We start from the raw sequence: 24332 nt of genomic DNA, 5'->3' as shown, positions 1-24332 counted from the left end.
CCTCCCAATCTAACGCGCCTTACGCCTGTCACCCGTTAGACAAAAATGCGTAGTCCGAAAATTTGCGGAGTCCGCACTTTTTGGCGTACGGTGAGCCCATGAGCGGACTGAGAGAGCGGAAGAAGCAGGCCACGCGCGAGGCGCTGATGACGGCCGCCCTCCGGCTGGCTCACGAGCGCGGGCTGGAGCGCGTACGCGTCGAGGACATCGCCGCCGAGGTCGGCGTCTCGCCCCGCACGTTCAACAACTACTTCTCCAGCAAGTACGAGGCGATCACCGCCCGCCACACCGACCGCATCAGGCGTTCCGTGGCGGCGCTGCGGGCGCGGCCGCCGGAGGAGCCGCTGTGGCAGGCACTGACCGAGGCCATGGTCGAGCCCTGGGCGCTGGCCCGCACGGACGTGGCGCCCGACCCCGAGACGCTGGCGAGCATCAGGATGCTGGCGGACGAGCCCGCGCTGCGGGCCGAGTCGCTGCAGGCGGTGTTCGCCGGCAACAACGAGCTGGCCGCGGCCGTGGCCGAGCGCACCGGCACCAACGCCGCCCGCGACCTCTACCCCCACCTCGTCGCCGTCGCTGTGGGCTCCGCCGTGCAGACGGCCGTCGCCCACTGGCTGCGCTCAGACCCGCCGGTCCCGCTCGTACCCCTGTTGCGCGAGGCCCTGCGCACGCTTGCCGCGGGGCTGCCCGATCCTTCCCTCTGAGGAGACCACATGGACATCGTCATCGTCGGCGGCGGCCCCAACGGGCTGATGCTGGCCTGCGAGCTGGCCTTGGCCGGAGTGCGCCCGACCGTCGTCGAGCGCCTGCCCCGGCGCAGCGACCAGCCCAAGGCCAACGGGATCATCGGCCAGGTCGTCAGGCTGCTCCACCAGCGCGGCCTGGCCGTGGAGGACGCGCCGATGCCGGGCTTCGTGTTCGGCGCGCTGCCGCTGAACCTGGCCGGGCTGGCGGACAACCCGCTGTACGGGATGGGGATCAAGCAGCCCGCCCTGGAGGAGCTGATCGAGCGGCGGGCGGTCGAGCTGGGCGTGGAGATCAGGCGCGGGCACGAGCTGCTCGGCTTCACCCAGGACCCCCACGGCGTCTCGGTGGAGCTGCGGGGGCCCGAGGGCGCGTACGAGCTGCGCACCCGCTACCTGGTCGGCTGCGACGGCGCGCACAGCACGGTCAGGAAGCTCGCGGGCATCGGCTTCCCCGGCGTCACCTCGACCGACGTCGTGAGCCGCAGCGCCCACGTCACCGTGCCGGGCGCGACGATCCGGCCCGGCACTGTCGAGCTGGAGGTGCCGGGGCTGGGCACGTACGTGCTCTATGCCTGGCACAGGACCGAGCGCGGCGCGTACGCGATCCTCCCCGCGGGCCCCGACCTGCTGGTCAGCTCGATGGAGTGGGACGCCTCCGCGCCCGACGACGACGTGCCGGTGACCGTCGGGGAGGTGCGCGCCGGCCTGGCCCGCGTGCTCGGCGCCGACCTGCCGCTCGCCGAGCCCACCGGCGAGGGCCCGCACCTGCTCAGGCGGCTCAATGGCCGCAACACCCGCGTCGCCGACCGCTACCGGGAGGGCAGGGTGTTCGTGGTGGGCGACGCCGCGCACGTCCACTCGGCCATGGGCGCGCCCGGACTCAACCTCGGCCTGCAGGACGCCGCCAACCTGGCCTGGAAGCTGGCCGCCGAGGTGCGGGGCTGGGCGCCGCCCGGCCTGCTCGACACCTACGACGCCGAGCGCCGTCCGGCCGCCCTGCGGGTCGCCATGCATACCCAGGCGCAGCTCGCGCTGGCCGCGCCGGGGCCCGAGATCACGGCGTTGCGCGAGGTGTTCGGTGAGCTGCTGGGCGACGACGACGCCCGCCGCCGGATCGCCGCCATGATGGCCGGAGCGGACCTGGCCTACCCGGTGCCCGCGCCGACGCACCCCCTGGCGGGCCGGTTCCTGGCGGACCTGCCGGCCGAGCCGGCCGCCCGCGCGTGGCCCATGCTGCTGGACGGGACGGGCGGCCTGCGCGTACGCCACGGGCGCGTGCACGTGCTGCCCTTCGAGGGCGACGGCGCCGTGCTGGTACGCCCCGACGGCTACGTGGCCTGGGCGGGCACGCCCGACGAGACGCTCGACGAGGCCCTGAGGACCTGGTTCGGCGAGGGTCTGGCGGCGGCTTAGGCCGGGCGGCGGCCCACCCCGGCCAGGATGCCGCCTTTGGAGAGGTCGTACGAGCCGCCGGGGGAGCCGTCGGGCGTCCAGTCGGCCACCGGCACGACGCCCGGGCCGAGCAGGTCCAGGCCGTCGAAGTAGGAGGCGATCTCGTCGTAGCCGCGCCGCGCGAGGCCGCCCGAGGTCGTGCCGGAGTAGACCTGCTGGCCGGCCGTCGCGACGTCGTCCATGTCGTGGCCCGCGTACAGCAGGTGCGACAGCACCAGATGGCCCCCGGGCCGCAGGCGCTCGCGGATGCGCGCGGCGATCCGGTCGGCCTCGGCGTTGTCGGGGATGAAGTGCAGCACCGCGACCAGCAGGACCGCGTACGGCTGGGAGAGGTCGAGGTGCTCCGCGACGCGCGGGTCGTCCAGGATGGCGTCGGGATCCTTGAGGTCGCCCTCGATCGCCAGCACGTCCGGGTCCCTGGCCAGCAGCGCGCGGGCGTGGACCAGCACGATGGGGTCGTTGTCGACGTAGACGACGCGCGAGCCGGGGGCGTGCCGCTGGGCCACCTGGTGCACGTTGTCCTGGGTGGGCAGGCCCGCGCCGATGTCGACGAACTGGCGCACCCCGGCCTCGGCGAGCATGCGTACGGCATGACCGATGAAGGCGCGGTTGGCCAGGGCGATCTCGCGGGCGTCGTTGCCCATCCGCCGGCCGATCTCCATCATCTTCTCGGCCGCCTCGCGGTCGGCTGCGAAGTTGTCCCGGCCGCCGAGGTAGTAGTCGTACATGCGGGCGACGCTGGGCACGTTCGGGTTGATCCCGGCGGGTACGCGGTCCGCCTCGGCCATGTGACGACCCTTTCTAGTCGATCTTCCTGGGGCCGATTGTAGGGCCGAAATGCGGCTTTTGCCGGAGAATCAGAGTCGCCGGAACGTGTGCCGGTACGCCAGCGGCGAAACCCCCACGGCCGCGTGCAGATGCTGCCGGAGCGAGACCGCCGTCCCGAACCCCGCCTTCCTGGCCACCTCCTCCACGCCCAGGTCGGTCGTCTCCAGCAGGTGCCTGGCGTGCTGGACCCGCTGGCCGTTCAGCCACCTGGCCGGGCTCACGCCGGTCTCGTCGCGGAAGCGCCTGGTGAAGGTGCGCACGCTCATCCTGGCATGCTCGGCCAGCGCGGTCAGGTCGAGCGGGTGGTCCAGGTGTGCCAGCATCCAGTCGCGGGTGGCCGCCGTGCCGCCGCCCGCCTCCGGCAGGTGGCGGTCGATGTACTGGGCCTGGCCGCCGTCCCGCCACGGTGGCATGACGCAGCGGCGGGCCGCGCGGTTGGCCACCTCGCTGCCGTGGTCGTTCCTGATCACGTGGAAGCACAGGTCAAGCCCGGCCGCCACGCCCGCCGAGGTCAGCACGTCGCCGTCGTCCACGTACAGCACGTCGGGATCGAGCTTGACCTGCGGGAAGAGCCGGGCGAACCGGCCGGCCTCGCGCCAGTGGGTGGTGGCCGGGCGCCCGTCGAGCAGGCCCGCCGCCGCCAGCACGAACGCTCCCGTGCAGATCGACAGGATCCTGGGCCGCCCCTGGAGCGCCGCGGCCAGCGTTTCCGAGATCGTGCCGTCCAACAGCGCCCGGCCCGCGTGGATGCCGGGCACCACGACCGTGTCGGCGGTGTCGAGCACGTCGAGGTCGTAGTCGGGCAGCACGCTGTAGCCCGCCGAACAGCGGACCGGCATCCGCCCCTCCGAGCAGGTCACCACCTCGTACAGCTTCTCGCCGCCCGCCGTCTCGGCCGTCCCGAACACCTGCCCGGGCACGCCGAGATCGATCGTGGCGAAGTGGTTGAGCACGACGACTGCCACGCGATGTGTCATGGCCGAATTCTTTCACATATTGACCATCCGGCCACTCGTGACCATGTAATTGGATAAAGCAGGATTGGCGCATGACGTTGAGCACCACCGCCCCCACGCGCCGCCTGCACCGGGCCTGGTTCGTGGCGGCCGTCGCCTTCGTGGCGATCCTGGGCGCGGCCGGGTTCCGTGCCACCCCCGGCGTACTGATCACCCCCCTGCAGGAGGAGTTCGGCTGGTCGGCCGGCACGATCTCGCTGGCCGTCTCCGTCAACCTGGTGCTCTACGGCCTGACCGCCCCTTTCGCCGCCGCCCTGATGGACCGCTTCGGCATGCGCCGCGTGGTCTCCCTCGCGCTGCTGCTGATCGCCGCGGGCAGCGGCCTGACCGTGCTGATGACGGCGAGCTGGCAGCTCCTGCTGTTCTGGGGCGTGCTCGTCGGGCTCGGGACGGGCTCGATGGCGCTGGTGTTCGCCGCGACGGTGGTGGACCGCTGGTTCGTCCGGCACCGCGGGCTGGTCACGGGCGTGCTCACCGCGGCCGGCGCCACCGGGCAGCTGATCTTCCTGCCCGTGCTGGCCCAGCTCGCCGAGGGGCCGGGGTGGCGCTTCGCCTCGCTGACCGTGGCCGCTGCGGCGCTGGCGGTGGTGCCGTTCGTCTGGTGGCTGCTGCGCGACCATCCCGCCGACGTGGGCACGACCGCCCTCGGCGCCGAGCCCGGCGCGGTTCCCATCGCGCCGCCGGGCAAGGTGAACGCGGCGGTCAGGGCGGTCACCGTGCTCGCCTCGGCGGCCAGGACCCGGCCGTTCTGGCTGCTCGCCGGCGGTTTCGCGATCTGCGGCGCCAGCACGAACGGCCTGGTCGGCACCCACTTCATCCCCGCCGCGCACGACCACGGCATGGCCGAGCCCGTGGCGGCCGGCCTGCTGGCGGTCATCGGGATCTTCGACATCGCGGGCACGATCGCGTCCGGCTGGCTCAGCGACCGGATCGACCCCAAGGTGCTGCTCGGCGTCTACTACGCGCTGCGCGGGCTCTCCCTGATGGTGCTGCCGAGCCTGTTCGCGGCCACGACCGAGCCCAGCATGCTGATCTTCATCGTGTTCTACGGGCTGGACTGGGTGGCGACCGTGCCGCCCACGGTGGCGCTGTGCCGGCGGATCTACGGGGCCGACGGCGCCGTGGTGTTCGGGTGGGTGTTCGGCTCGCACCAGGTGGGCGCCGCGTTCGCCGCGGTCGGCGCCGGGCTCACCCGCGACCACCTGGGCGCTTACGACCTCGCCTGGTACGGCGCCGGCGCCCTGTGCCTCCTCGCCGCAGGGATGTCCGTGGCGATCAGGCATGCTAGGGAACGATGAATTCTGAGCTCTATGTCCTGCCGCTGGTCGTCAGGATCGAGAGGGCCACTCCTCCCGAACGCACCGACGCGCTGGAAGCGGCCGCCATGGCCGTGCTGAGCCTGCTGGACGACCCCGGCGAGTGGGCCGCCGAGCTGCACTCCTGGCAGTCCACCGGCAAGATCCGCAAGGTGGTCCGCCGGGCGAGGGGCGCCGAGTGGCGCAGGGCGGTCGCGCTGCCTGGGCGCACCGTCGAGCACCGCACGGCCGAGGTGCGCGTACATCCGCCCGTGCCGCTCGACGGCTGGCCGCGGGACCTCGCGCGGCTGCAGGTGGGCGGCACCGAGCTGAGCGACACCGCCGATCCGCCGCCCGCGGAGCCGCCGGTCCTGTGGGCCAACCCGGGCCTGGACATGTCCGCGGGCAAGGCCATGGCGCAGGCCGGGCACGCCGCCCAGCTCGCCTGGTGGGCCAGCGACGCGGCCGAGCGGGAGGCCTGGCGCGCCCGCGGCCTCGCGGTGTCCGCGCGCACCGCGGCCTCCCAGGGCGACTTCGACGCCATGGCCGCCGCGGGGCTGCCCGTGGTGCGCGACGCCGGGTTCACGGAGATCGAGCCGGGCTCGTGCACGTTCGTGGCCGAGGCGCCCTGGTTGCACGGACGCGTCGCTAGATCGTGAAGACGTCCGCCAGCACGCCGCCCGCCGGGGTGATCCGCGCGGGCGACGGGCTGTCGTACACGATCATGAGCCTGCCGTCGTCCAGCAGCGCCAGCCCCTCGGGGTGGTCGCACTTCACGCCGTAGGGCAGCTCGATCACCGTCTCCAGCTCGCCCTCGGGCACGACGCCCTGCCTGGTGCCGGGCCGCCAGCGCACGATTCGTACGGGACCGTCGAGGTCCATGGTCGGGCCGGCGAGGATCAGCAGCGAGTCCCCGTCCGGGCAGAGGTCCCGCACGCCCAGCCCGCCCAGGTCCAGGAAGTGCTTGCGGTACGGCTCGCGCAGCCGCAGCCGTGACCTGCCCGCCTCCTCCAGCCGCAGCTCCAGCAGGACCGCCCAGCCCCGCAGAACGGGTCCGCGCAGCCCGAGGTAGATCCGCTCGGACACGACGGCGATGCCTTCGACGTCGAGCCCGTTGTCCTTGCCGGGCAGCTCCAGGAACGGCGCCAGATGCCGGTCGTCACGCAGGTGCGCGGTCAGGTTGTCCTTGCCTGCGAGGATCGTTCCAGGGCCGGGCGTCTCGTCGTGGAGCGGCAGCCGGGTCAGGATGAACCGGTTCTCCTCCCTGACCACCGTGGCCAGGCGGTCGGCGGCCTTGTCCGGGTCCTTCGACTTGACCTTCTTGCGCTTGAGGCTGTGCGAGCCGACCAGCCAGAGGTAGCCGTTCGCGCGGGCCAGGCCCTCGATGTCGGCCTCGTCCTCGGGGCCCGCGGGCAGCTCCACGTAGTCTGCCAGCGGGAACGTGCGCTGGGCGCCGAAATGGTCGCCCGTCCACGTTAGGTGCTCGAAGGTCGCGGTCTCGTCGCCGGCCACCCAGAGACCGGCGGAGCCCTGCCGGATCGCTGAGAGATTCGTGTGCGTTTGGGACGCTCGCGAGGCGTGGTCGAATCGCAGCTCAACCTGTTCCACGTCGCCCATGATTGCACTTCGGTAGCTTCCAAGGCGCAATGGCCGGATATGTCGTACGCTCCGCTCGTGCTCGATGGGGAAGAAGAGATCAAGGGTTCCCAAGTGAGGACCGCGGCGAGGCCCGGAACCCCTGCTTCTCCGCCCAAACGCTCCCGTATCGGAGATATCCGGATGCGGGTGGTGTACCGGGGGCTCGCCGTGATCGGCCTGGCCGCGGCCGCGGCCGCGGCGCTGGTCGTGGTGCTCCCGTCAGGGCCGGACGAGGTCGCGGCGGGGCCGGTAACCGCGCCGCCGGCCGCACCGTCCTCGTCCGGCCCCGCACCTTCCACCGCGGCTCCTCCTTCCGCGTCCGCGTCCCCTCCGTCTGCGTCCCCTCCGTCTGCGTCCCCTCCGTCTGTGTCTCCGACGGCGGCGGCGCCCTCGCCCGGCTCGTCGCTCGCGCCCGGCTACACGGCCATGGAGGCCCTGTACGCCGACCCGCGCGTCCCCAAGCTGACGGGCCGGGTCAAGCGGATGTCCCTGGCCTCCCCGACCAGGAAGCTCGTCAAGGACAGACGCACCGGGCTGGCCGTGCCGAACCTCTCCAAGCCGTGGAAGTCGTACGGCGCGGCGCCGTTCACCACCAAGCAGGTGCTCCCCAAGACGCGCGCCGGCCAGCGTGGGATGTTCGTCACATGTCCGCTCCCGATCATGCGGCAGAAGTCCCCGCGCGACACGGCGCTGCTCGCGGCCCGCTGGACGCTCAACCACCACCCCGAGGGCTCAAAGATCACCTGGATGGCCTCGCAACCGGTCAAGCACGGCTGGATGCTCGTATATCGCGTCAAATACGGAAAGCATCAGTCGCGGGCGGCCGTCGTCGTGATGGACGGGGGAATGAGTAAGCCGGGGCTGGCGTTCGTCACAGTGCCTGACTCGCAGTACAAGCAGTGGCGAGACATCGGCCGCGTGGTCGCCGGGGTGCGTGTTCTAGGCTAAAAGGATCATGTATGCGGCGATGTGGGGAGTGACGCCGTGGAACGCTCGGGACCGCCGCAGGCATCCAAGAACGGCAAGGGCAAACCGCCCTGGCGTTCGGAGGGCCTGCCCGGCACACCCGGAGGCCGGCCCAAGATCAACTGGTGGCGATTCGTCGTCACCTTGCTCGTGGTGTACGCGGGCTTCTTCGTCGTGTCATCGTTCGTCGACAGCGGATCCGTCGAGACGATCTCGTACACCGAGTTCACCAAGCAGGTGAACTCCAAGAACGTCAAGGACATCTACGCCCAGGGCCTGTCCGTCGAGGGCGACCTGCGGTCGGCGGCGAAGAACCCCGAGAGCAACGAGTCCTACACGAAGTTCGCGACCGAGATCCCGGCCTTCGCCAACACCGACCAGCTCGACCAGCAGCTGTCCACCGGCCAGGTCGAGATCACCTCCCAGCCGATCACCCGCGGCTTCTTCTCCAACCTGCTGCTCTCGCTGCTGCCCGTGCTGCTGCTGGCCGGACTGTGGATCTGGGTCATGCGCCGCGGCGCCAGCCTGATGGGCGGCGGCCTCGGAGGCATCGGCAAGTCCAAGGCCGCCAAGCCGGTCGAGGCCGGGCAGGTGCGGGTCACGTTCGACGACGTCGCGGGCATCGACGAGGTCGAGAACGAGCTCGTCGAGATCGTCGACTACCTCAAGGACCCCGGCAAATACCGCAGGCTCGGCGCGAAGCTGCCCAAGGGCGTGCTGCTCGCCGGCCCTCCCGGCACCGGTAAGACGCTGCTGGCCAGGGCGGTCGCGGGCGAGGCCAAGGTGCCGTTCTTCTCGGCCAGCGCCTCCGAGTTCATCGAGATGATCGTGGGCGTGGGCGCCTCCCGGGTGCGCGACCTGTTCGAGGAGGCGCGGAAGGTGGCGCCGTCGATCGTGTTCATCGACGAGATCGACGCCATCGGCCGGGCCCGCGGCGGAGCCGGCGGCCTCGGCGGCCACGACGAGCGCGAGCAGACGCTGAACCAGATCCTCACGGAGATGGACGGCTTCTCCGGCGCCGAGGGCGTGATCGTCATCGGGGCCACGAACCGTCCCGAGGTGCTCGACCCGGCGCTCCTGCGTCCCGGGCGCTTCGACCGTACCGTCCAGGTGGGGCTGCCGGACGCGGCCGGCCGTACCGCCATCCTGGAGGTGCACACGCGGGGCGTGCCGCTGGACGGCGAGGTCAGCCCCGACCAGCTCGCCAAGACCACCCCCGGCATGACCGGCGCCGACCTCGCCAACCTGGTCAACGAGGCCGCCCTGCTCGCCGCCAAGCGCGGCAAGGAGAAGGTCACGATGTCCGACTTCGCCGACGCGCTGGAGAAGCTGCAGCTCGGCGCGGCCCGCAGCATCGTGATGCCGGAGGAGGAGCGCACCAGGACCGCCTTCCACGAGGCCGGTCACGCGCTGCTCGGCATGCTCCAGCCGGGCGCCGACCCGGTCAGGAAGATCTCGATCATCCCGCGTGGGCGGGCGCTCGGGGTCACGCTGTCCACCCCTGACACCGACCGGTACGCCTACGACGAGCAGTACCTGCGCGGGCGCATCACCGGCGCGCTCGGCGGCATGGCGGCCGAGCAGGTCGTGTACGGGGTCATCACCACGGGCGCCGAGAACGACCTGGAACAGGTCACCATGATCGCCCGTGGCATGGTCGGGCGCTGGGGCATGTCGGAGAAGGTCGGCCCGCTGACCATCCTCCCCAACGACGGACAGCAGCCGCAGGCCTCGCCCGCGACGCTCGCCACCGTCGACGAGGAGGCGCGGCGGATCGTGGACGAGTGCTACGAGCGCGCGATCCAGATCCTCACCGACAACCGCGACAAGCTCGACGCCATCGTCAAGGCCCTGCTCGAACACGAGACGCTCGACGAGGCCGGCGCGTACGCGGCGGCGGGCCTGATCTCTTCGGCCGCTCCCACCCCTGTGGGCTTTTCCGAGAATTAGCGCAAATCGGGCATTGCTCCGGCCCTGATCAGGGCAGCTCTCCCGGAACAACGATCGGGGGACTGTCGTGACGCTGACTGACGAGCTCCTCGCCGAGCTCGGAGATTCAGGGCTGGAGCAGATCGCCGGGATGCTCGGCACGGACACGACCACGGCCCGCGACGTGGTCGAGGCCGTGTCGGGCATCATCGTCGGGGGCATGGCACGCAACGCCCGCCACCCGGACGGCGCCGACGCCCTGCGCGCGGCCCTGGACGACCACGTGGACACCGACCCGTTCACCGGCGACGTGGCCTCGCTCACCCGAGACGGGCACAGCATCCTCGGCCACGTCCTGGGCGGCCCGGGAACGGAGCAGGCCGCGGACGGGCTCGCGCGGTTCGCGGGGGTCGACCCGAGGATCATCATGAGGCTGCTGCCCCTCGTCGCACCGATGATCATGTCCCTGCTGGCCAACCGGGCCACGAGCCGCGACATGAACGCGGGCGCCCTGGCCGACGACCTGGACCGCGAGCAGCCGGCCCGCCCGGGGGAGCTGGGCGAGCTGCTCCAGGGCCTGCTGGACGCCGTCTTCGGCGGCGGGGTGCCCGCGCAGGGCGGACCGTACGAGTCCCGCTCGCCCTTCGGCACCGGCACCGCGGGCCGCCGCGGCGCCCCGGACGGCCACGAGGTTGCCCCGGCTCCCGAGACCTCGAATCCTGACTGGTGAATGACGCACCGCAGGTCAACGGTAGGCTTATGCGGTGATCGTTCTGGCCTCAGCCTCCCCCGCCCGCCTCGCCCTCCTCCGCAGCGCAGGCCTCGACCCCAAGGTGATCGTCAGCGGCGTCGACGAGGACTCCTTCTCCGCGCACACCCCGGCGGCGCTCAGCCTCGTGCTCGCCAAGGCCAAGGCGGAGGCGGTCGCCAACGGGCTCGACGAGGGCCTGGTCATCGGCTGCGACTCGATCCTGGAGCTGGACGGCCGCCCCTACGGCAAGCCCGCCACGGCGGAGGAGGCCACCGAGCGGTGGCGGCTCATGCGCGGGCGCACGGGGCGCCTGGTGACGGGCCACTGCGTGATCGACGTGGCCGCCGGCAAGCAGGCGGCGGAGGTCGCCACCACCGTGATCCGCTTCGGCCAGCCGTCCGACGAGGAGATCGCCGCGTACATCGCCACGGGCGAGCCACTCAGCGTGGCGGGGGCCTTCAGCATCGACGGCCGCGGCGGGTGGTTCATCGACAGCATCGAAGGCGACCACGGCAACGTGATCGGCATCTCGCTGCCGCTGCTGCGTGACCTGTTCGCGGAGCTGGGCTACGCGGTGACGTCGTTCTGGCGCTAGCCTGCCGGGCATGCGATCACTGCGCGACTTCACGTCCGGCGTCGGCTTCTTCTTCCAGGGGTTGGGGTGGGTCGCCAGGCACGGGCGGTGGTGGCTGTTCGGGCTGATCCCGGCGCTGATCGCGTTCGCGGTGTACGTCGCGGCGCTGATCCTGCTGGGCACGCACGCCACCGACCTGGCCGCGTTCCTGACGCCGTTCGCGGAGTCGTGGGGCTGGCGTGACCTGTTCCGGACGCTGGTGGGGATCATGCTGTTCCTCGGAGGGCTGGCGCTGGCCGTACTGACCTTCACCGCGCTCACCCTGGCGATCGGGGAGCCGTTCTACGAGCGGCTGTCGGCGGAGGCGGACCCGCTCCCGGACGCCGAGGAGCAGCCGTGGTGGCGCACCCTGCCCCGCTCGATCAGGGACAGCCTGATCACGCTGTTCTACGTGCTCCTTTTCACGATCCCGCTCTTCTTCCTGGGCTTCGTCCCGGTGGTCGGCCAGACGGTGGTGCCGGTGCTCGGGGCGCTCGTCTCGGGCTTCTTCCTGACGGTGGAGCTCACCACCCTGGCGTTGGAGCGGCGGGGGTTCGCACGCAAGCAACGCTTCGCGCTGCTGCGCGCCAACAAGGCCAGCGCGCTGGGATTCGGGGTGGTGGGATTCCTGCTGTTCCTGGTGCCGTTCGTCGCCGTCATCGCCATGCCCGCGGCCGTAGCCGGCGCCGCCCTCCTCGTCCGCACCCGCCTGACCCCCACCTCCTAACCCACCCCAACCCACCGCCCTCACCCCAGCCCGCCGCCCCCACCCCAGGTCACGGCCCTCAGCCAGCGCACCCCCCTCACCCCACGTCACCGACCCACCCTGCCGCATCACCCTCATCCGATCGCACCACTCTCACCCCTAAGTCCACCTTCGTCAGCGCAGCGCACCCGCTCACCGCAGCGCACCCCCTCACCGCAGCGCACCCCCTCACCGCAGCGCACCCGGTCACCGCAGCGCACCCGCTCACCCCCAGGCCGCCGCCCTTACTCTGGCGCACCACCCTCGCCCAGCGCACCAACCACACCCCAGGTCACCGCCCTCGCCCCGACGCACCGCCCACGCCCCAGCGCTCTCCCTCACTCCCAGAACGCCGCCCTCACCCCGAAGCACCCCTTCACCTCCATCGCACCGCCAGCACCCAGCGCACCACCTTCACCCCCAGGTCACCGCCCTCACTCCGGCGCACCCCCTCATCCAATTCGTCCCCTCTCATCCCAAACCCGCCCCTCCTCGCCACCAGCCCAGCCATCCCTCAGCCCCGCCCACTTCGCATGGGGCCTCGTTGACCCGATCAACCGCCGAGCATTGGGCCTGTGCTGAGTTGAGATCAGCGGGATTTTCCTCGCCCCTCAGCCCGCGATCCTGCAAGGCCATCGCCATGGCGCGTGGAGCCCCCGGGACGTGCCGGGGGAAGCGGCGTCGCGGTCGTCCCCCGGCACGGGTGTCATCGACGCAGGCCGAGCCGTTGGATGAGGCGTCGGTAGCGTTCAATGTCGGTTCTGCGGAGGTACTTCAGCAGTCGCCGCCGACGGCCGTTGAGCATCTGCAACCCGCGACGGCTGTGATGGTCCAGCTGGTGGGTGCGCAGATGCGCGGTGATGTCGGCGATCCGATGGGTCAACAGCGCGATCTGCACTTCAGGCGAACCGGTGTCACCTTCGAAGGTTGCGTACTCCGCAATGATCGCTTTCTTCCGCGCGTCTTCGAGCGCCATGATCTCCCTTGATCTCTGGAGGTCGGTCAGCGCGCGCAGTCAGGCCGCCGCAGCGGGGCCCGGAAGTCTCAAGGCCTCAGGGCCGGGTGGGCATGTTCACGCTGACCAGAGCTTTCTCTGCTGCATTGATCAGAGTCGGTAAACATGCTGGTTCTCCTCCCGTATCGCGACACGATCCAGAAAGGCGGTCGGCGGTTCCGCCCGCCGTACCGTAGTGCCGATCCTTGGCTCGTCGACGCGCAAAGCGCAACTGATTATCCGCCGTCGATCACGGGTCGCCCGTCTTGGGCATTTGTACGTGAAACCAACCATGCCTGCGCCCTGGCATCACCATTCGGCGGTGCGTCTTTCGACATCGCAGTTCTCGCTGCCGTCCTTGGCCATGTGACCCCGCCTTCCCGGCCTCGGACTACTACGGCAGCTCGACCCTCTCCCGGACCGATCGACGCTCGGTGCACCCAGCCCGCCGCCCCCCGCCAGCCACGGAACGGCAGGCAAGGTCCAGATCCTCATGCCATCCATGGCTCAAGCAGCAGAACCACCACCACCCAAGGAGCCCAGCCCAAAACCCATCAGCAGTTATCCACAACCCCACCCTTGGACGCCCCCATCATCCCCAGAACCGAATTCGGGCCCGATCACACAGCCGCCGCCCAGGCACCCTAAGGGCCCATGACGACCAACCACTCCACCCCCGCGCCCACGCCTACCCCCGACCCCACTCCCGCTTCCACCTCCGAGGACTCCCGTCCCACCACCGCCGCGCCCTCGCCCTCGCCGTCGACCTCCTCCCCCTCACCGCCACCCGCCTCGTCCAGCTTCACCTCCCTGGAGCCCTGTCTCACTCTCACCAGTCCCACCGACATCCTGGCCGCCGTGCCATACCTCGTCGGCTTCCACCCGAAGACCAGCCTCATCGTGATCGGCCTCGACCGTCGCCAGGCCAAGCTGGTGGCCAGATGGAGCCTCCCGTTCCCGCCGGGCACCCTCGCCTCCTTGGAGCCTGTCTTCGACCGAGAGGGCGTGACGGAGATCGTCGTCGTCGGCTACGGCCCAGGGGAGCTGGTGACACCGGCAGTCGACGAGGCCAGACTCCTCGCCGCCAAGACCGAACTCCATGTAGGCGAAGCACTACGAGCCCACGAGGGCCGTTACTGGTCCTACATCTGCGACCTCGCGACGTGCTGCCCGGCCGAAGGCACGCCGTACGACCTGACCACCAGCCAGATCGCCGCCGAGGCGACCATACGCGGCCTGGTGGCCCTCCCCGATCGCGAATCCCTGGAACGTACCATCGCCCCCATCGCAGGCCCCGTACGCATGGCCATGCGCCGAGCCACGGCCGACGCGATCGCAGAATTCCGGGCCGACCTGACAGCCACCACAAACCTCGACACCTTCGCGACGCAGTTCATCGCCGAAAGCCTGAACAGAGTCCGATCAGCCCTCCAGACCCACGAGGAAGGCGACCGCCTGGACGACGCGGAGGCGGCGAAACTGGGTCTGGCCCTATCGATCACCAGAGCCCGCGACGAGGCCTGGACCCTTATGCAAGATTTTCACGTACTCCTCTGGAAGGACCTGACCCGCAGGCTGGAGCCCCGCTTCATCCCACCGGCCGCATCCCTCCTGGCGATGGCTTCCTGGCGTGCGGGAAACAACGTCCAGGCCACCATCGCCCTGGAACGTGCCCTGACCATCGACCCCAGCTACTCGATGGCCAACCTCCTCATGCACGCCCTCCAAAACCTCCTGTCTCCCACGATCCTCCGAAACCGCCTCCCCACCCCGGCCGAACTCGACGCCGCCATGGGCCCACCCCACCCCTCCTGGCTCCTCCCCCTGGTCAACCTCCTGGACGAAGACGACCCCCATTCCCCGCCCGAATAACACCCGCCCACCACGAAGTGGACCAATCGATCGAGGCCACAGAGCGACGACGCAGCGCGGGCGGCCTGATCCGTACTGGGGGAGGGACGGACCGAAGATGCTTCTCAGCTTGCGTGGTCTTGGACGGCGAGAGAACTGCTCCACTCCCTGACGCGGCGGAGCAAGGTCACGGCGGTGGGAAGCGGATCGGCACCGACGACGCTCGCGTGGAAGGCGTGCGGCATGCCGTCGTAGATGTCGAGGCTGACCGTTCCTGCGGCGTCGGACACCGCTTCCGCGAACCGCCGCGCGTCATCGAGCAGAACCTCTTTCGAGCCGGCAACGACCAGCAGCGGCGGCAGTCCGCGAAGGTCGCCATGGAGAGGAGATTGGGGCGCCTGATCCGGCCGCGCATCGGCCAGGTACTGCGTACGGACGTGATCGAGCACGGCCCGGTTGATGACGTCCTGGCCGTCGTTGGCGTCGATCGAGGGGCTGGACAGCGTGAGGTCGGTTTGCGGAGAGATGGCCAACGCTCCCGCGGGCAGGGCGTCGCCGGTTTGTTCGAGCACGAGCAGCGCCGACAGCACCAGTGTGGCGCCGGCGGACTCACCGGCCAGGATGATCCGAGAGGCAGGCACACCTTGAGCGAGCAGACTCCGGTAGGCGCTCACCACGTCCTCAAGGGCGGCCGGATACCGGTGAGCCGGGGCAAGGCGATAGTCCACGGCCAGGACAGGGCGGCCGGTCACCTGAGAGAGGCGGTAGGCCATGACCTGTTCCAGGTGGGGATTGGTGTACTCGAAACCGCCGCCGTGGACATAAACGGTAACCCCGTACGCAGACACCTCATCGGCAGCCGACTCCCGCGGAGCAGTGACCCATGTGCCGGGAATGCCACCGGTGTGCGGCAACAGGGCGGTGAGGTCAGCGTCGGCCGGTAGGACGGGAGGTTCAGACTGCATGGCTCTGATCTCGGCCAAGACCATGGCGCCGGCGTCGGGCGAGGCGGGGATGCGGGTGAAGTTCACGAATGAATCCTTTGCATGAAGCAGTAGACGGGACGGCCTCCCTCGCTCCGGAGTGGTGAAGCGTCGGGGGAGGCAAGTCGAGGACAGGCACATTGCGCCGATGGCAGCGGTCACCAGGAGTCGCCTGGTGCCGTACCTGGCGAAGACGGGAAAGGCGGTGGGAGCATCCGACGACCCAGCATCATCGGAAGCGCGGATCGGCACTCAGCCATTCGGCACGCGAGAATGCGCCGTACTCACCTGCGGTGACGGTGCTCAACACCATCCGAGCAGGGACTGCGCGGGCGTCGCCAAGATCAGATGTGACCGGTGAACTGAGACGTCACGAGATCAACCCCCTGATACAGCGCCTCCATGCCATCGGCGTTCTCCTCGCCGACGTCACGCGACACGGAGATCATTACAGCCCGCGGCCGCAACACTGTCAAACGTCGCCGACGCGACTCTCCTCTGGCTCCCACAACCGATCGACGGATGATCGTGAGAGCGATGAGATCCGTCGTCAGGCATCGCGGCGTACCCGGCCAGGAGGCCGCCGAAGGCATGGCGACACCTGCAAAGCCGCCACCTGCTGGTCGCGAGCCAGCACTCGCCAGCGGGAGTCAGCAGCTCGACAACCTTGAGCCGGTAGTGGCCATCCACCAGCCACAGGGAAGTGGGTCGCCACCAACTGCCGGTTGCCGGTTGCCGTTCGCGTGTTGCCGATGTGCGGGTCACCGGTCGCGGCCTGCTGATTGCGGGTCGCCGGTCGCGGCCTGCTGATTGCCGGTTTCCAGTCGCGACCCCCGACCCCCGGCCACCGACCCCCGGCCACCGACCCCCGGCCACCGACCCCCGGCCACCGGCCACCGGCCACCGACCCCCGACCCCGGCCGCGGACTGCTGACTGCAGGTGGCCGCATGCCGGTCGCGGGCGGTTGGTCGCTAGCCGTGAGTTGGGGGCTTCGGTCACGGGCTCCCGATTGCGAGTCGCTGGTCCCGAGCTGCCGATTGCCGGTCGCCAGTCGCGAGCGGCTGGCCCCGGTCGGGGCTGCTGACTGCGGGTTGTTGGTCGCGGGCGGTTGGCTGTGGTTGTGAGCGGTCGGTCGCCGGTCGTGGCGTGAGTTGGGGGCTGTCGGTCGGGGGCTGCGGGTTGTCGTTTGTGAGCGGTTGGCTGCCGGTCGCTGTTTGCTGGCCGCGAGTTGGCGGCTGTTGGTCGCGGGTCGTCGGTTCGGTCGCAGTTCGGAGTGTCGCCGGTCGCCGTCACCGTCGCCGGTCGCCGTTGCCGGTCGCTGTTGCTGGGCGCGGGGCGGTGGCTGTTGGTCGTTGGTTCGGTGGCAGCTTGAATGGCTGTCGGTCGCTGGCTGTCGGTTGTGAGTTGTCGGCTGCCGGCGTCAGCCGACACTGCGCCGATCGCCGGTCAGTGGTCCGCCAACAGGTGACTCGCTGGCGGACGGCTGTTGGCGGTCAGTTGCCGGTGTCTTCTTCGCGGCGGCGGCGCTCGTTGTAAGCGCGCATGCGCGGTGGATATCCGGTGAGTTGAACGTCATAGACCGGGAGGGCAAGATCGCGGGCAACCTTGTGGATCACGGCAGGAGAGCCGACCCTGCGCCTCGTCCATTCGCCGTCGTCGGCGACCGCCATGGCGGTCGTGTCGGTGGCGAAAGTCTCTGGCTCGACGTAAAACTCGACGCCGCGCCGCGAGCGAGCAAAAGCGATAAGCGCTTCGATGTCGGCGTCAGTCGCCTCGCGGTCGAACTTCGCGATCTTCGGGCCGCGCAGTCGACGAATGCCGTAGCGGTCTCGCCATCTCATGAATCCTTTTTATACCGTCTGGAGCCTTCGTGCGTCGGGGATGATCTAGGGGTCACATCCGGGATTCTCCCGATAGCACCGAGGGTTCGAGGGACGCAGTATGAGAGGTGACTGCCCGATTCTCAAAGGAGAGGCATGGCGATTATGGCTGGGGTACCGCAAACCCCTGGGCCGGGACAGGTGCAGCCAGCTCATCTGCGCGTCACCCACCAGGACCGAGAGCACGTGGTCGAGCACGTCAAGGCGGCATACGCGGAGGGTCGCTTCGACAAGCTCGAGTTCGACGACCGGCTGGAGCGCGCGATGACGGCGCGCACGCACGGCGACCTGATGCCCATCATGACCGAGCTGTACGGTGCTCAAGCCGTACCCCGGCTCGCTCCGCTTCCGCCCCCGGTCCACCCTGAGCGGGCGCCGGAGAGCAACGAACGTCTCGCCGCCGCCATCGGCCACCTGCTGATGGTCGTCGGCATCCCGATCGCCGGCCCGCTGATCCTGCTGCTCACCGGTGCCAAGACTTCGCCCTACATCCGCAGGCAGGCGCTCGAGGCACTCAACTTCCAGATCACGGTGGTGGGGGCCACGGTTCTCCTGCCGTTCACGGTCATCGGCGTCGTGCTGCTCCCGTTCATCTGGGTCGCCGCCGTCGTCCTCTCCATCGTCGGCGGCGTCACGTCCCTGACGGAGGGCAACTTCCGCTACCCGATGACGCTGCGCCTGGTGAAGTGACTCCATCCGCCACTACTGTTCAGGGCCCACACGAGCCCGGCCTTTTCTAGCTAAGCCCAGGCCACGGACCGCACCCAGTTAAGCCTCGTCGGAGTGGCGGCGGGCGGGTGGAGGTTCAGGGGGAGGAGCCCGGGCAGGCGCATGGGTGCGGGGGAAGGGGGGCGGGGCGACGGACAGGGGCATAGGTGCGGTGGACTGACGTGACCGCCGAGCGAGTGTCCGCGCTGGACTCACGCTGAGCAGCCGTATGGCTCAGGTGTGGTGAGGGGAGGGTGCTGGGCGGGGTGCCGTCAGCGGGAGAGGACCTCGTACTTGACGCGCATGACGCCGGCGCCGGTGTTGCCGATGGCGGCGAAGGCGGCCTCGGAGAGGTCGAGGCAGCGGCCGCCCACGTACGGGCCCCGGTCGTTGATGCGGACCGTGACCGATTCGCCGTTGCTGGGGTTGGTGACGCGGACCTTGCTGCCCAGGGGGAGGGTCTTGTGGGCGGCGGTCATGGCCGAGGGGTTGAAGCGTTCGCCGCTGGCCGTCATCTGGGGGTCGCCGTAGTAGGAGGCGCCGCAGGTTCCGGATGAGAGTACGCGGGTCTTCGGCTTGTGGGCCGGGGACTTGGTGGCCTTCGTTGGCGTGGGCGAGGCGGTCCCGGGGGTTGAGCGCTTGGTCGCTGCGGGCTTGGCGGTCGGGATCGAGGAGGCCGCTGTCGGGGAGCCGGTGGTGTTCGGCTGGGCGGCCGCTGGGGATTTGGTGGGCTTCGGGCGGGCCGCCGGGGGCTTGGGGAGCGGCGAGGGCGACTGCGGGGTCGCCTGGCGTGCGGCTTCGTTCTGGGGCTTGGCCTGGAGTGGGGTGGGCGCGGCCGAGGGGTGGTTGGGGGAACCGGTGGTGTCCATGGCGGCCCAGGCGGCGGTGGAGGCGGCGGCCACGACGGCGGCGCCGGCCGCGAGGGTGATCCAGCGGCGCTTGCCTGCGATGAGTTTGCCGTACGGAGGGGTCGGCTTGAGGGAATGCTGGCCCAAGGTAAACCACAGTCCTAGCTAGGGGATAGGGCAGGGAAAGGCCGGGCCGGTGGGGGTGGAGGGCGTACGGCGGCCGATCCGTAGGCGGGGAGGGGGATCCCGCGCAGTGAGGACGAACATATGCGACAAAGCCCGAGTAAAGGCAACTTAATGCGACATCCAGTGACATATCTCACTTAAGCCGCAAGATTGCTAAGAACGTTCAGCGTACGCCGTGGATCTTTGGGGTTCCGGAAAATGCGAGAAAGCAGGCTTGATCGGCAAATGTGGCAGCTTGGGCGGGGTGGTAGGCCGAGCGCCCGGGTGATCAAGCCGTCGGTCCTGCGTGGATGTCAAAGCATCAGAGAGCGCACGGTGTCGACCGTGTCGGCGTCCTCGACGCGCTTGTCCGGGCGGTAGCGCAGGACCCGGGCGAAACGGAGGGCCATGCCGCCGGGATAGCGGGGAGAGCGCTGGACCCCGTCGAAGGCGATCTCCACCACCAGCTCCGGCCGCAACGTGACCGTCCAGCTGTCGGTGGGCCCCTCGGCCAGCTCGAGGAAGCGCTCGGTCTGCCAGGCCAGCAGTTCGTCCGTCAGGCCCTTGAACGTCTTGCCGAGCATCACGAACCCGCCCGAAGGGTCACGCGCTCCGAGGTGGAGGTTGGAGAGCTTGCCCTCGCGCCGCCCATGACCCCATTCGGCGGCCAGGACCACCAGGTCGAGCGTGTGGCGCGGCTTGACCTTGATCCATCCGGCGCCCCGGCGGCCGGCCGCGTAAGGGGAGGCCAGGGACTTGACCACCAGGCCCTCGTGGCCCGCCTTGACCACATCGGTGAAGAACTTCTCCGCCTCGGCCAGATCCCCCGTCACCATCCGCGGTGTCAGCAGCCCCTGGGGGACCGTGCGGGCAAGGGCCTCCTGGCGTTGTGAATAGGGCAGGTCGAGCAGGTCGGCGCCGTCCACCCGCAGGGCGTCGAAGAAGAACACGCTCAGCGGCGTCTGCTCGCGCAGCTGGGCGACGTTGGTCTTGCTGGTCGCGCGGCTTGCCGTCACCTGGAACGGGTGCGGCCGCCCGTCGGGACGCAGCGCGATCACCTCGCCGTCCAGCACGAGATCGTCGTACGGCATCTCGAGCACGGCCTCGACCAGCTCGGGAACCTGCGGCGTGATGTCGTCGAGCGTACGCGTGAAGACCTTGACCTCCGAGCCCGAACGGTGGGCCTGCACCCGCATGCCGTCGAGCTTCCACTCCAGCGCCGCGGGGGCGCCGGCCTTCTCCAGCGCGGCCGCCACGTTGGGCGCGCTACCCGCCAGCATGGGCGAGACCGCCTGCCCCACCTGCAGCCGGAACGCGCGCAGCGCCTCGACCCCGCCGCTCAGCGCGGCCGCCCCGACCGCGGGAAGCCAGCCGCGCAGCGTGAGCGCGCGCCGTACGTCGGCCGACGGCGCGCCGGACGCCTTGGCCACCGCCTCGATCATGACGCCGTCGAGCGCGCCCTGCCGCAGCTCGCCGAACAGCAGCCGGCGCATGAACTGCTGCTCCTGGCTCGTCAGCCCCGCGAACAGCTCGGCCACCAGCGCCTTGCGCGCCGCCTGCGAGCCCGGCCCGGAAACCGCCTTGATCCTGCTCAGCAGCTCGTCGACCGCGGTCAGCGTGGCCGTGGCGGCCAGCTTGGGCTGGGGGATGTCCTCCAACGTGCGCCAGCCCACGCCGACCTGCCGCTGAGGCAACTCGCCCGAGAGGTACGAGATCGCGATCTCCGCCTCCTCCGGGCCGACCCGGCCCAGTAGCTCCGCCAGATGGCCCACCTTGCCGAGCCGAGCGGACGTGCGCGCCACCGCCTCGGAAACCCGGACCACGTCGATCAGAAGCACACGCCTATGTTGCCTCACGGCGCCGACATTTCCCCACCCGATATCGGCCAAGTGTCTGCCTTGTTCCCGGCACGGCCCTTCGTACGGTTGCTCCCTTTTGAGATCTTCGCAGGTGGTGTCGCGGATGAGGTTCTTGGTGTGCGGTGTACGCGGCCCGTCACGCCAGGGTGGGCCGTCACGTTGAGGTGGGCGACCGCCGTAGCGGGGCAGGGCGGTGGGGGCGTCGGTCCGGAAGGGTTGAGGCGGGAGGGCCGAGGGCGTGGGGTCCGAAAGGGTGAGGCGGGGGAGCGGGTGGCGTCGAGCGCGGGAGGGGTGGGGCGGGCCGGTCTGGGTTGGGTGGCCCGCCCCGGTGGAGAGCGTGTTAGCTGACGCCGAGCAGGTCGACGACGAAGATGAGCGTCTCGTTCGGCTTGATGCGCGCGCCGGCCCCCCGGCTGCCGTAACCGAGGTGCGGCGGGATGACGAGCTTGCGCCGCCCGCCGACCTTCATGCCCGCGACCCCCTGGTCCCAGCCCGCGATGACGCGGCCCGCGCCGAGCGGGAACTCGAACGCGTCGCCGCGGTTCCACGACGCGTCGAACTCCTCACCGGTCGAGAAGGCCACGCCCACGTAGTGGACGCGTACGTTGTGGCCGGGCTTGGCCTCCGGGCCGTCGCCCACGGTCAGGTCGACGATCTCCAGGTCGGCGGGCGGGTTGCCCTCGGGAAAGTCGATCTCGGGCTTTTCGAGTGCCACGAAGTGCTCCTGTTGATGATTGCTGACAATGAGACCCGACGACTCTATGCGGTCGGGATATCGTCATCGTTCATGACCGCCCTTTCTCCGGATGGGATCCTGCTCACCGGGCGCGTCGCTGTGGTCACCGGGGCGGCCAGGGGCATCGGGCTGGCGATCGCCGAGACGTTCGCCGCGTTCGGCGCTCACGTCGCGGTGTGCGACCGCGACAAGCCGCGGGCCGAGCTGGCGATGAAGCTCGACGTACGCGACCACGTGGCGGTGGAGATCTTCGCCCAGGCCATCCGTGAGCGGTGGGGCCGCGTGGACGTCCTGGTCAACAACGCGGGCGGCACCTTCCACGCGTCGTTCGCCGACACCTCGCCGCGCGGCGAGCAGATCCTCGTCGAGGAGAACTTCACGCAGGTCACCGGCATGATCAGGCGACTGCTGCCGATGATGTCGCCAGGCGCGTCGATCATCAACGTGACCTCGAGCGAGGCCCACCAGGCGGCCCCGGGGTTCGCGGTGTACGCGGCGATGAAGGCCGGCCTGGAGAGCCTGACGAAGACGCTGGCCCTGGAGCTGGCTCCCAGGGGCATCCGGGTGAACGCGATCGCGCCCGACGCCCTGCGGACCGAGGGCGAGTCGGGCGTGCGCGAGCGCATGCTGGCCCGCCCCCTGCCCTACGACCCGGTACGCGTCCCGCCGCTCGGCCGGCTGGGCGGCCCGGAGGAGGCCGCCGGCGCGGCCGTGTTCCTGGCCAGCGACCTGGCCAGGTTCGTCACGGGGGCGACGCTGCACGTGGACGGCGGCATCCACGCCGCCGGCGGCTGGCGCCGAACCTAAGAGCCCACGAGTCACCAGCTCTGGTGCAGCGGCATCCCCTCGGCGTAGCCGGACGAGCTCTGGATCCCGATCACCGCCTGCGCGTGGAACTCCTCCAGGTTCGACGCCCCCGCGTACGTGCACGCCGACCGCAGCCCCGCCACGATGCCGTCGATCTGGTCCTCGACGCTCGGCCGCTTCGGGTCCAGATACATGCGGGAGGTCGAGATGCCCTCCTCGAACAGCGCCTTCCTGGCCCGCTCGAACGCCGAGTCGTCGGCCGTCCGCAGCCGCACGGCCCGCGCGGAGGCCATGCCGAAGTTCTCCTTGTACTTGCGCCCGTTCGCATCGGTGTGGGTGTCGCCGGGCGACTCGTACGTCCCCGCGAACCATGAGCCGATCATCACGTTGGACGCCCCAGCGGCCAGCGCCAGCGCCACGTCGCGCGGATGGCGCACCCCGCCGTCCGCCCACACGTGCCGTCCCAGCCGCCGGGCCTCGGCCGAGCACTCCAGCACGGCGGAGAACTGCGGCCGGCCCACCCCGGTCATCATCCGCGTGGTGCACATCGCCCCGGGCCCGACCCCGACCTTGAGGATGTCGGCCCCGGCGTTCACCAGGTCGCGCACGCCCTCCGCCGTCACCACGTTGCCCGCCACGACGGGCACGGCGGGGTCGAGGGCCTTGACGGCGCGCAGGGCCGAGATCATCTTCTCCTGGTGGCCGTGCGCGGTGTCCACGACCAGGCAGTCGATCCCGGCGTCGAGCAGTTCCTTGGCCTTGGCGGCCACGTCGCCGTTCACGCCGACCGCGGCCGCGATGCGCAGCCGCTCCTGCGCGTCGACCGCGGGCTGGTAGAGGGTGGCGCGCAGCGCGCCCAGGCGGGTGAGGATGCCGACCAGCCGCCCGCCGGGATCGACGACGGGGGCCAGCCGGTGGCGGCCGCCGTGCAGCCGTTCGAAGGCCGCGCGCGGGTCCAGCCCGGCGGGCAGCGTCAGCAGCTCGCTCGACATGACCTGCGAGAGCTGGGTGTACATGTCGACGCCCTGGCAGTCGGCGTCGGTCACGACCCCGACCGGCCGGTTTTCCCAGTCGACCACGATGATCGCGTCGTGCGCCCGCTTGGGCAGCAGTTGCAGCGCCTCGCCGACGGTGTCGTGAGAGGTGAGCGTGAGCGGCGTGTCGTGGACGAGGTCGCGCTTCTTGACCCAGTCGACGACGTCGGTCACGACGTCCAGCGGAATGTCCTGCGGGATCACGGCGATGCCGCCCCGCCGTGCCACGGTCTCGGCCATGCGACGGCCGGCGACCGCGGTCATGTTCGCCACGACGACGGGAATGGTGGTGCCTGTGCCGTCGTTCGTCGAAAGGTCGACTGCGAGCCGCGAACCGACCGCGGATCGCGACGGCACCATGAACACGTCGCTATAGGTCAGGTCGTAATGAGGCTCGAGGTCGTTGAGAAACTTCACGTTCATTCATCTTATGCGGTGACCGCGCATTGAGGGGTTTCCCCCTTTGGATGGGGCTTATGATCGGCCC

The 24332-nt window shown here is 70.3% G+C and carries 23 protein-coding genes; 12 read left to right on the top strand and 11 right to left on the bottom strand.

Going from position 1 to position 24332, the window contains the following annotated elements; genetic code table 11:
* Nucleotides 1-98: 98 nt before the first annotated feature.
* Together ACIBI9_RS10585 and ACIBI9_RS10580 are read left to right on the top strand one after the other, a co-directional pair.
* Nucleotides 99-704 carry a TetR family transcriptional regulator gene (locus ACIBI9_RS10585; protein ID WP_397221696.1) on the top strand — a complete coding sequence of 202 codons (606 nt, stop codon included), beginning with the start codon at nt 99-101 and terminating at the stop codon, nt 702-704.
* A 9-nt stretch (nt 705-713) separates the two neighbouring features.
* The gene (locus ACIBI9_RS10580; RefSeq protein ID WP_397221695.1) at nt 714-2159 is read left to right on the top strand and encodes an FAD-dependent monooxygenase; all 1446 of its coding nucleotides are present in this window, start codon (nt 714-716) and stop codon (nt 2157-2159) included.
* Here the strand turns inward: ACIBI9_RS10580 and ACIBI9_RS10575 are convergent.
* The gene (locus ACIBI9_RS10575) at nt 2156-2986 is read right to left on the bottom strand and encodes an SAM-dependent methyltransferase (protein ID WP_397221694.1); all 831 of its coding nucleotides are present in this window, start codon (nt 2984-2986) and stop codon (nt 2156-2158) included. The genes ACIBI9_RS10580 and ACIBI9_RS10575 overlap by 4 nt on opposite strands.
* Nucleotides 2987-3055: 69 nt before the next feature.
* A complete protein-coding gene (locus ACIBI9_RS10570) occupies nt 3056-4003 on the bottom strand; it encodes a GlxA family transcriptional regulator (protein WP_397221693.1) in 948 nt (315 codons plus the stop codon).
* A gap of 71 nt (nt 4004-4074) precedes the next feature.
* Here ACIBI9_RS10570 and ACIBI9_RS10565 point away from each other — a divergent pair, with 71 nt between their 5' ends.
* Complete coding sequence (locus ACIBI9_RS10565) at nt 4075-5340, top strand: MFS transporter (protein WP_397221692.1); 1266 nt, start codon at nt 4075-4077, stop codon at nt 5338-5340.
* A complete protein-coding gene (locus ACIBI9_RS10560) occupies nt 5337-5996 on the top strand; it encodes a peptidyl-tRNA hydrolase (protein ID WP_397221690.1) in 660 nt (219 codons plus the stop codon). Before ACIBI9_RS10565 ends, ACIBI9_RS10560 begins: the two co-directional genes overlap by 4 nt.
* Here ACIBI9_RS10560 and ACIBI9_RS10555 read toward each other — a convergent pair.
* Nucleotides 5986-6954, bottom strand: coding sequence for a DUF3616 domain-containing protein (locus tag ACIBI9_RS10555; RefSeq protein WP_397221689.1), 969 nt, complete (start codon nt 6952-6954; stop codon nt 5986-5988). The two genes, ACIBI9_RS10560 and ACIBI9_RS10555, sit on opposite strands and share 11 nt — an antisense overlap.
* 387 nt (nt 6955-7341) lie before the next feature.
* Here ACIBI9_RS10555 and ACIBI9_RS10550 point away from each other — a divergent pair, with 387 nt between their 5' ends.
* The 5 genes from ACIBI9_RS10550 to ACIBI9_RS10530 all read left to right on the top strand — a co-directional run bounded on the left by ACIBI9_RS10550 (nt 7342) and on the right by ACIBI9_RS10530 (nt 11961).
* Entirely contained in the window at nt 7342-7923 is a 582-nt protein-coding gene (locus ACIBI9_RS10550; RefSeq protein ID WP_397221687.1) for a hypothetical protein, read from the top strand.
* A 36-nt stretch (nt 7924-7959) separates the two neighbouring features.
* Nucleotides 7960-9891 carry an ATP-dependent zinc metalloprotease FtsH gene (gene ftsH, locus ACIBI9_RS10545; protein ID WP_397221685.1) on the top strand — a complete coding sequence of 644 codons (1932 nt, stop codon included), beginning with the start codon at nt 7960-7962 and terminating at the stop codon, nt 9889-9891.
* A gap of 67 nt (nt 9892-9958) precedes the next feature.
* Nucleotides 9959-10600 carry a DUF937 domain-containing protein gene (locus ACIBI9_RS10540; RefSeq protein WP_397221684.1) on the top strand — a complete coding sequence of 214 codons (642 nt, stop codon included), beginning with the start codon at nt 9959-9961 and terminating at the stop codon, nt 10598-10600.
* Nucleotides 10601-10634: 34 nt separating this feature from the next.
* Nucleotides 10635-11216, top strand: a complete 582-nt coding sequence (locus tag ACIBI9_RS10535; RefSeq protein WP_397221683.1) for a Maf family protein — start codon at nt 10635-10637, stop codon at nt 11214-11216.
* A 10-nt stretch (nt 11217-11226) separates the two neighbouring features.
* Complete coding sequence (locus ACIBI9_RS10530) at nt 11227-11961, top strand: EI24 domain-containing protein (protein ID WP_397221682.1); 735 nt, start codon at nt 11227-11229, stop codon at nt 11959-11961.
* 724 nt (nt 11962-12685) lie between these two features.
* Here ACIBI9_RS10530 and rpsO read toward each other — a convergent pair.
* Nucleotides 12686-12955, bottom strand: coding sequence for a 30S ribosomal protein S15 (gene rpsO / locus ACIBI9_RS10525; protein ID WP_393172660.1), 270 nt, complete (start codon nt 12953-12955; stop codon nt 12686-12688).
* Between the two features lie 662 nt (nt 12956-13617).
* Nucleotides 13618-13806 (bottom strand): hypothetical protein, encoded by a 189-nt coding sequence (locus tag ACIBI9_RS10520; protein WP_397221852.1) that lies wholly within the window; start codon nt 13804-13806, stop codon nt 13618-13620.
* Here ACIBI9_RS10520 and ACIBI9_RS10515 point away from each other — a divergent pair.
* A complete protein-coding gene (locus ACIBI9_RS10515) occupies nt 13784-14845 on the top strand; it encodes a DUF4192 domain-containing protein (protein WP_397221841.1) in 1062 nt (353 codons plus the stop codon). The genes ACIBI9_RS10520 and ACIBI9_RS10515 overlap by 23 nt on opposite strands.
* A 104-nt stretch (nt 14846-14949) precedes the next feature.
* On the opposite strand, the gene ACIBI9_RS10510 is transcribed toward ACIBI9_RS10515, so the two are convergent.
* Together ACIBI9_RS10510 and ACIBI9_RS10505 are read right to left on the bottom strand one after the other, a co-directional pair.
* On the bottom strand, nt 14950-15855 hold the full coding sequence (locus ACIBI9_RS10510) for an alpha/beta hydrolase (protein ID WP_397221681.1): 906 nt from the start codon (nt 15853-15855) through the stop codon (nt 14950-14952).
* A gap of 1446 nt (nt 15856-17301) precedes the next feature.
* Nucleotides 17302-17649, bottom strand: coding sequence for a hypothetical protein (locus ACIBI9_RS10505; protein ID WP_397221680.1), 348 nt, complete (start codon nt 17647-17649; stop codon nt 17302-17304).
* A gap of 180 nt (nt 17650-17829) precedes the next feature.
* Between ACIBI9_RS10505 and ACIBI9_RS10500 the strand changes: the two genes are divergently transcribed.
* Nucleotides 17830-18378 (top strand): DUF1707 and DUF4870 domain-containing protein, encoded by a 549-nt coding sequence (locus ACIBI9_RS10500; protein WP_397221679.1) that lies wholly within the window; start codon nt 17830-17832, stop codon nt 18376-18378.
* A gap of 290 nt (nt 18379-18668) precedes the next feature.
* Here the strand turns inward: ACIBI9_RS10500 and ACIBI9_RS10495 are convergent, their stop codons facing one another.
* From ACIBI9_RS10495 to ACIBI9_RS10485, 3 genes are all read right to left on the bottom strand, one after another.
* A complete protein-coding gene (locus ACIBI9_RS10495; RefSeq protein ID WP_397221678.1) occupies nt 18669-19391 on the bottom strand; it encodes a septal ring lytic transglycosylase RlpA family protein in 723 nt (240 codons plus the stop codon).
* A gap of 332 nt (nt 19392-19723) precedes the next feature.
* A complete protein-coding gene (locus ACIBI9_RS10490; RefSeq protein ID WP_397221677.1) occupies nt 19724-21247 on the bottom strand; it encodes an ATP-dependent DNA ligase in 1524 nt (507 codons plus the stop codon).
* A 361-nt stretch (nt 21248-21608) separates the two neighbouring features.
* Nucleotides 21609-21983: an FKBP-type peptidyl-prolyl cis-trans isomerase gene (locus ACIBI9_RS10485; protein WP_185078082.1), complete on the bottom strand. Its 375-nt coding sequence runs from the start codon at nt 21981-21983 to the stop codon at nt 21609-21611.
* 72 nt (nt 21984-22055) lie between these two features.
* Here ACIBI9_RS10485 and ACIBI9_RS10480 point away from each other — a divergent pair, with 72 nt between their 5' ends.
* Entirely contained in the window at nt 22056-22811 is a 756-nt protein-coding gene (locus tag ACIBI9_RS10480) for an SDR family NAD(P)-dependent oxidoreductase (protein WP_397221675.1), read from the top strand.
* A gap of 11 nt (nt 22812-22822) precedes the next feature.
* Here the strand turns inward: ACIBI9_RS10480 and ACIBI9_RS10475 are convergent, their stop codons facing one another.
* On the bottom strand, nt 22823-24262 hold the full coding sequence (locus ACIBI9_RS10475; RefSeq protein ID WP_397221674.1) for a GuaB1 family IMP dehydrogenase-related protein: 1440 nt from the start codon (nt 24260-24262) through the stop codon (nt 22823-22825).
* Nucleotides 24263-24332 lie beyond the last annotated feature (70 nt).

The sequence above is a fragment of the Nonomuraea sp. NPDC050451 genome, assembly GCF_044458585.1.
This window is presented reverse-complemented; position numbering and strand designations above follow the sequence as displayed.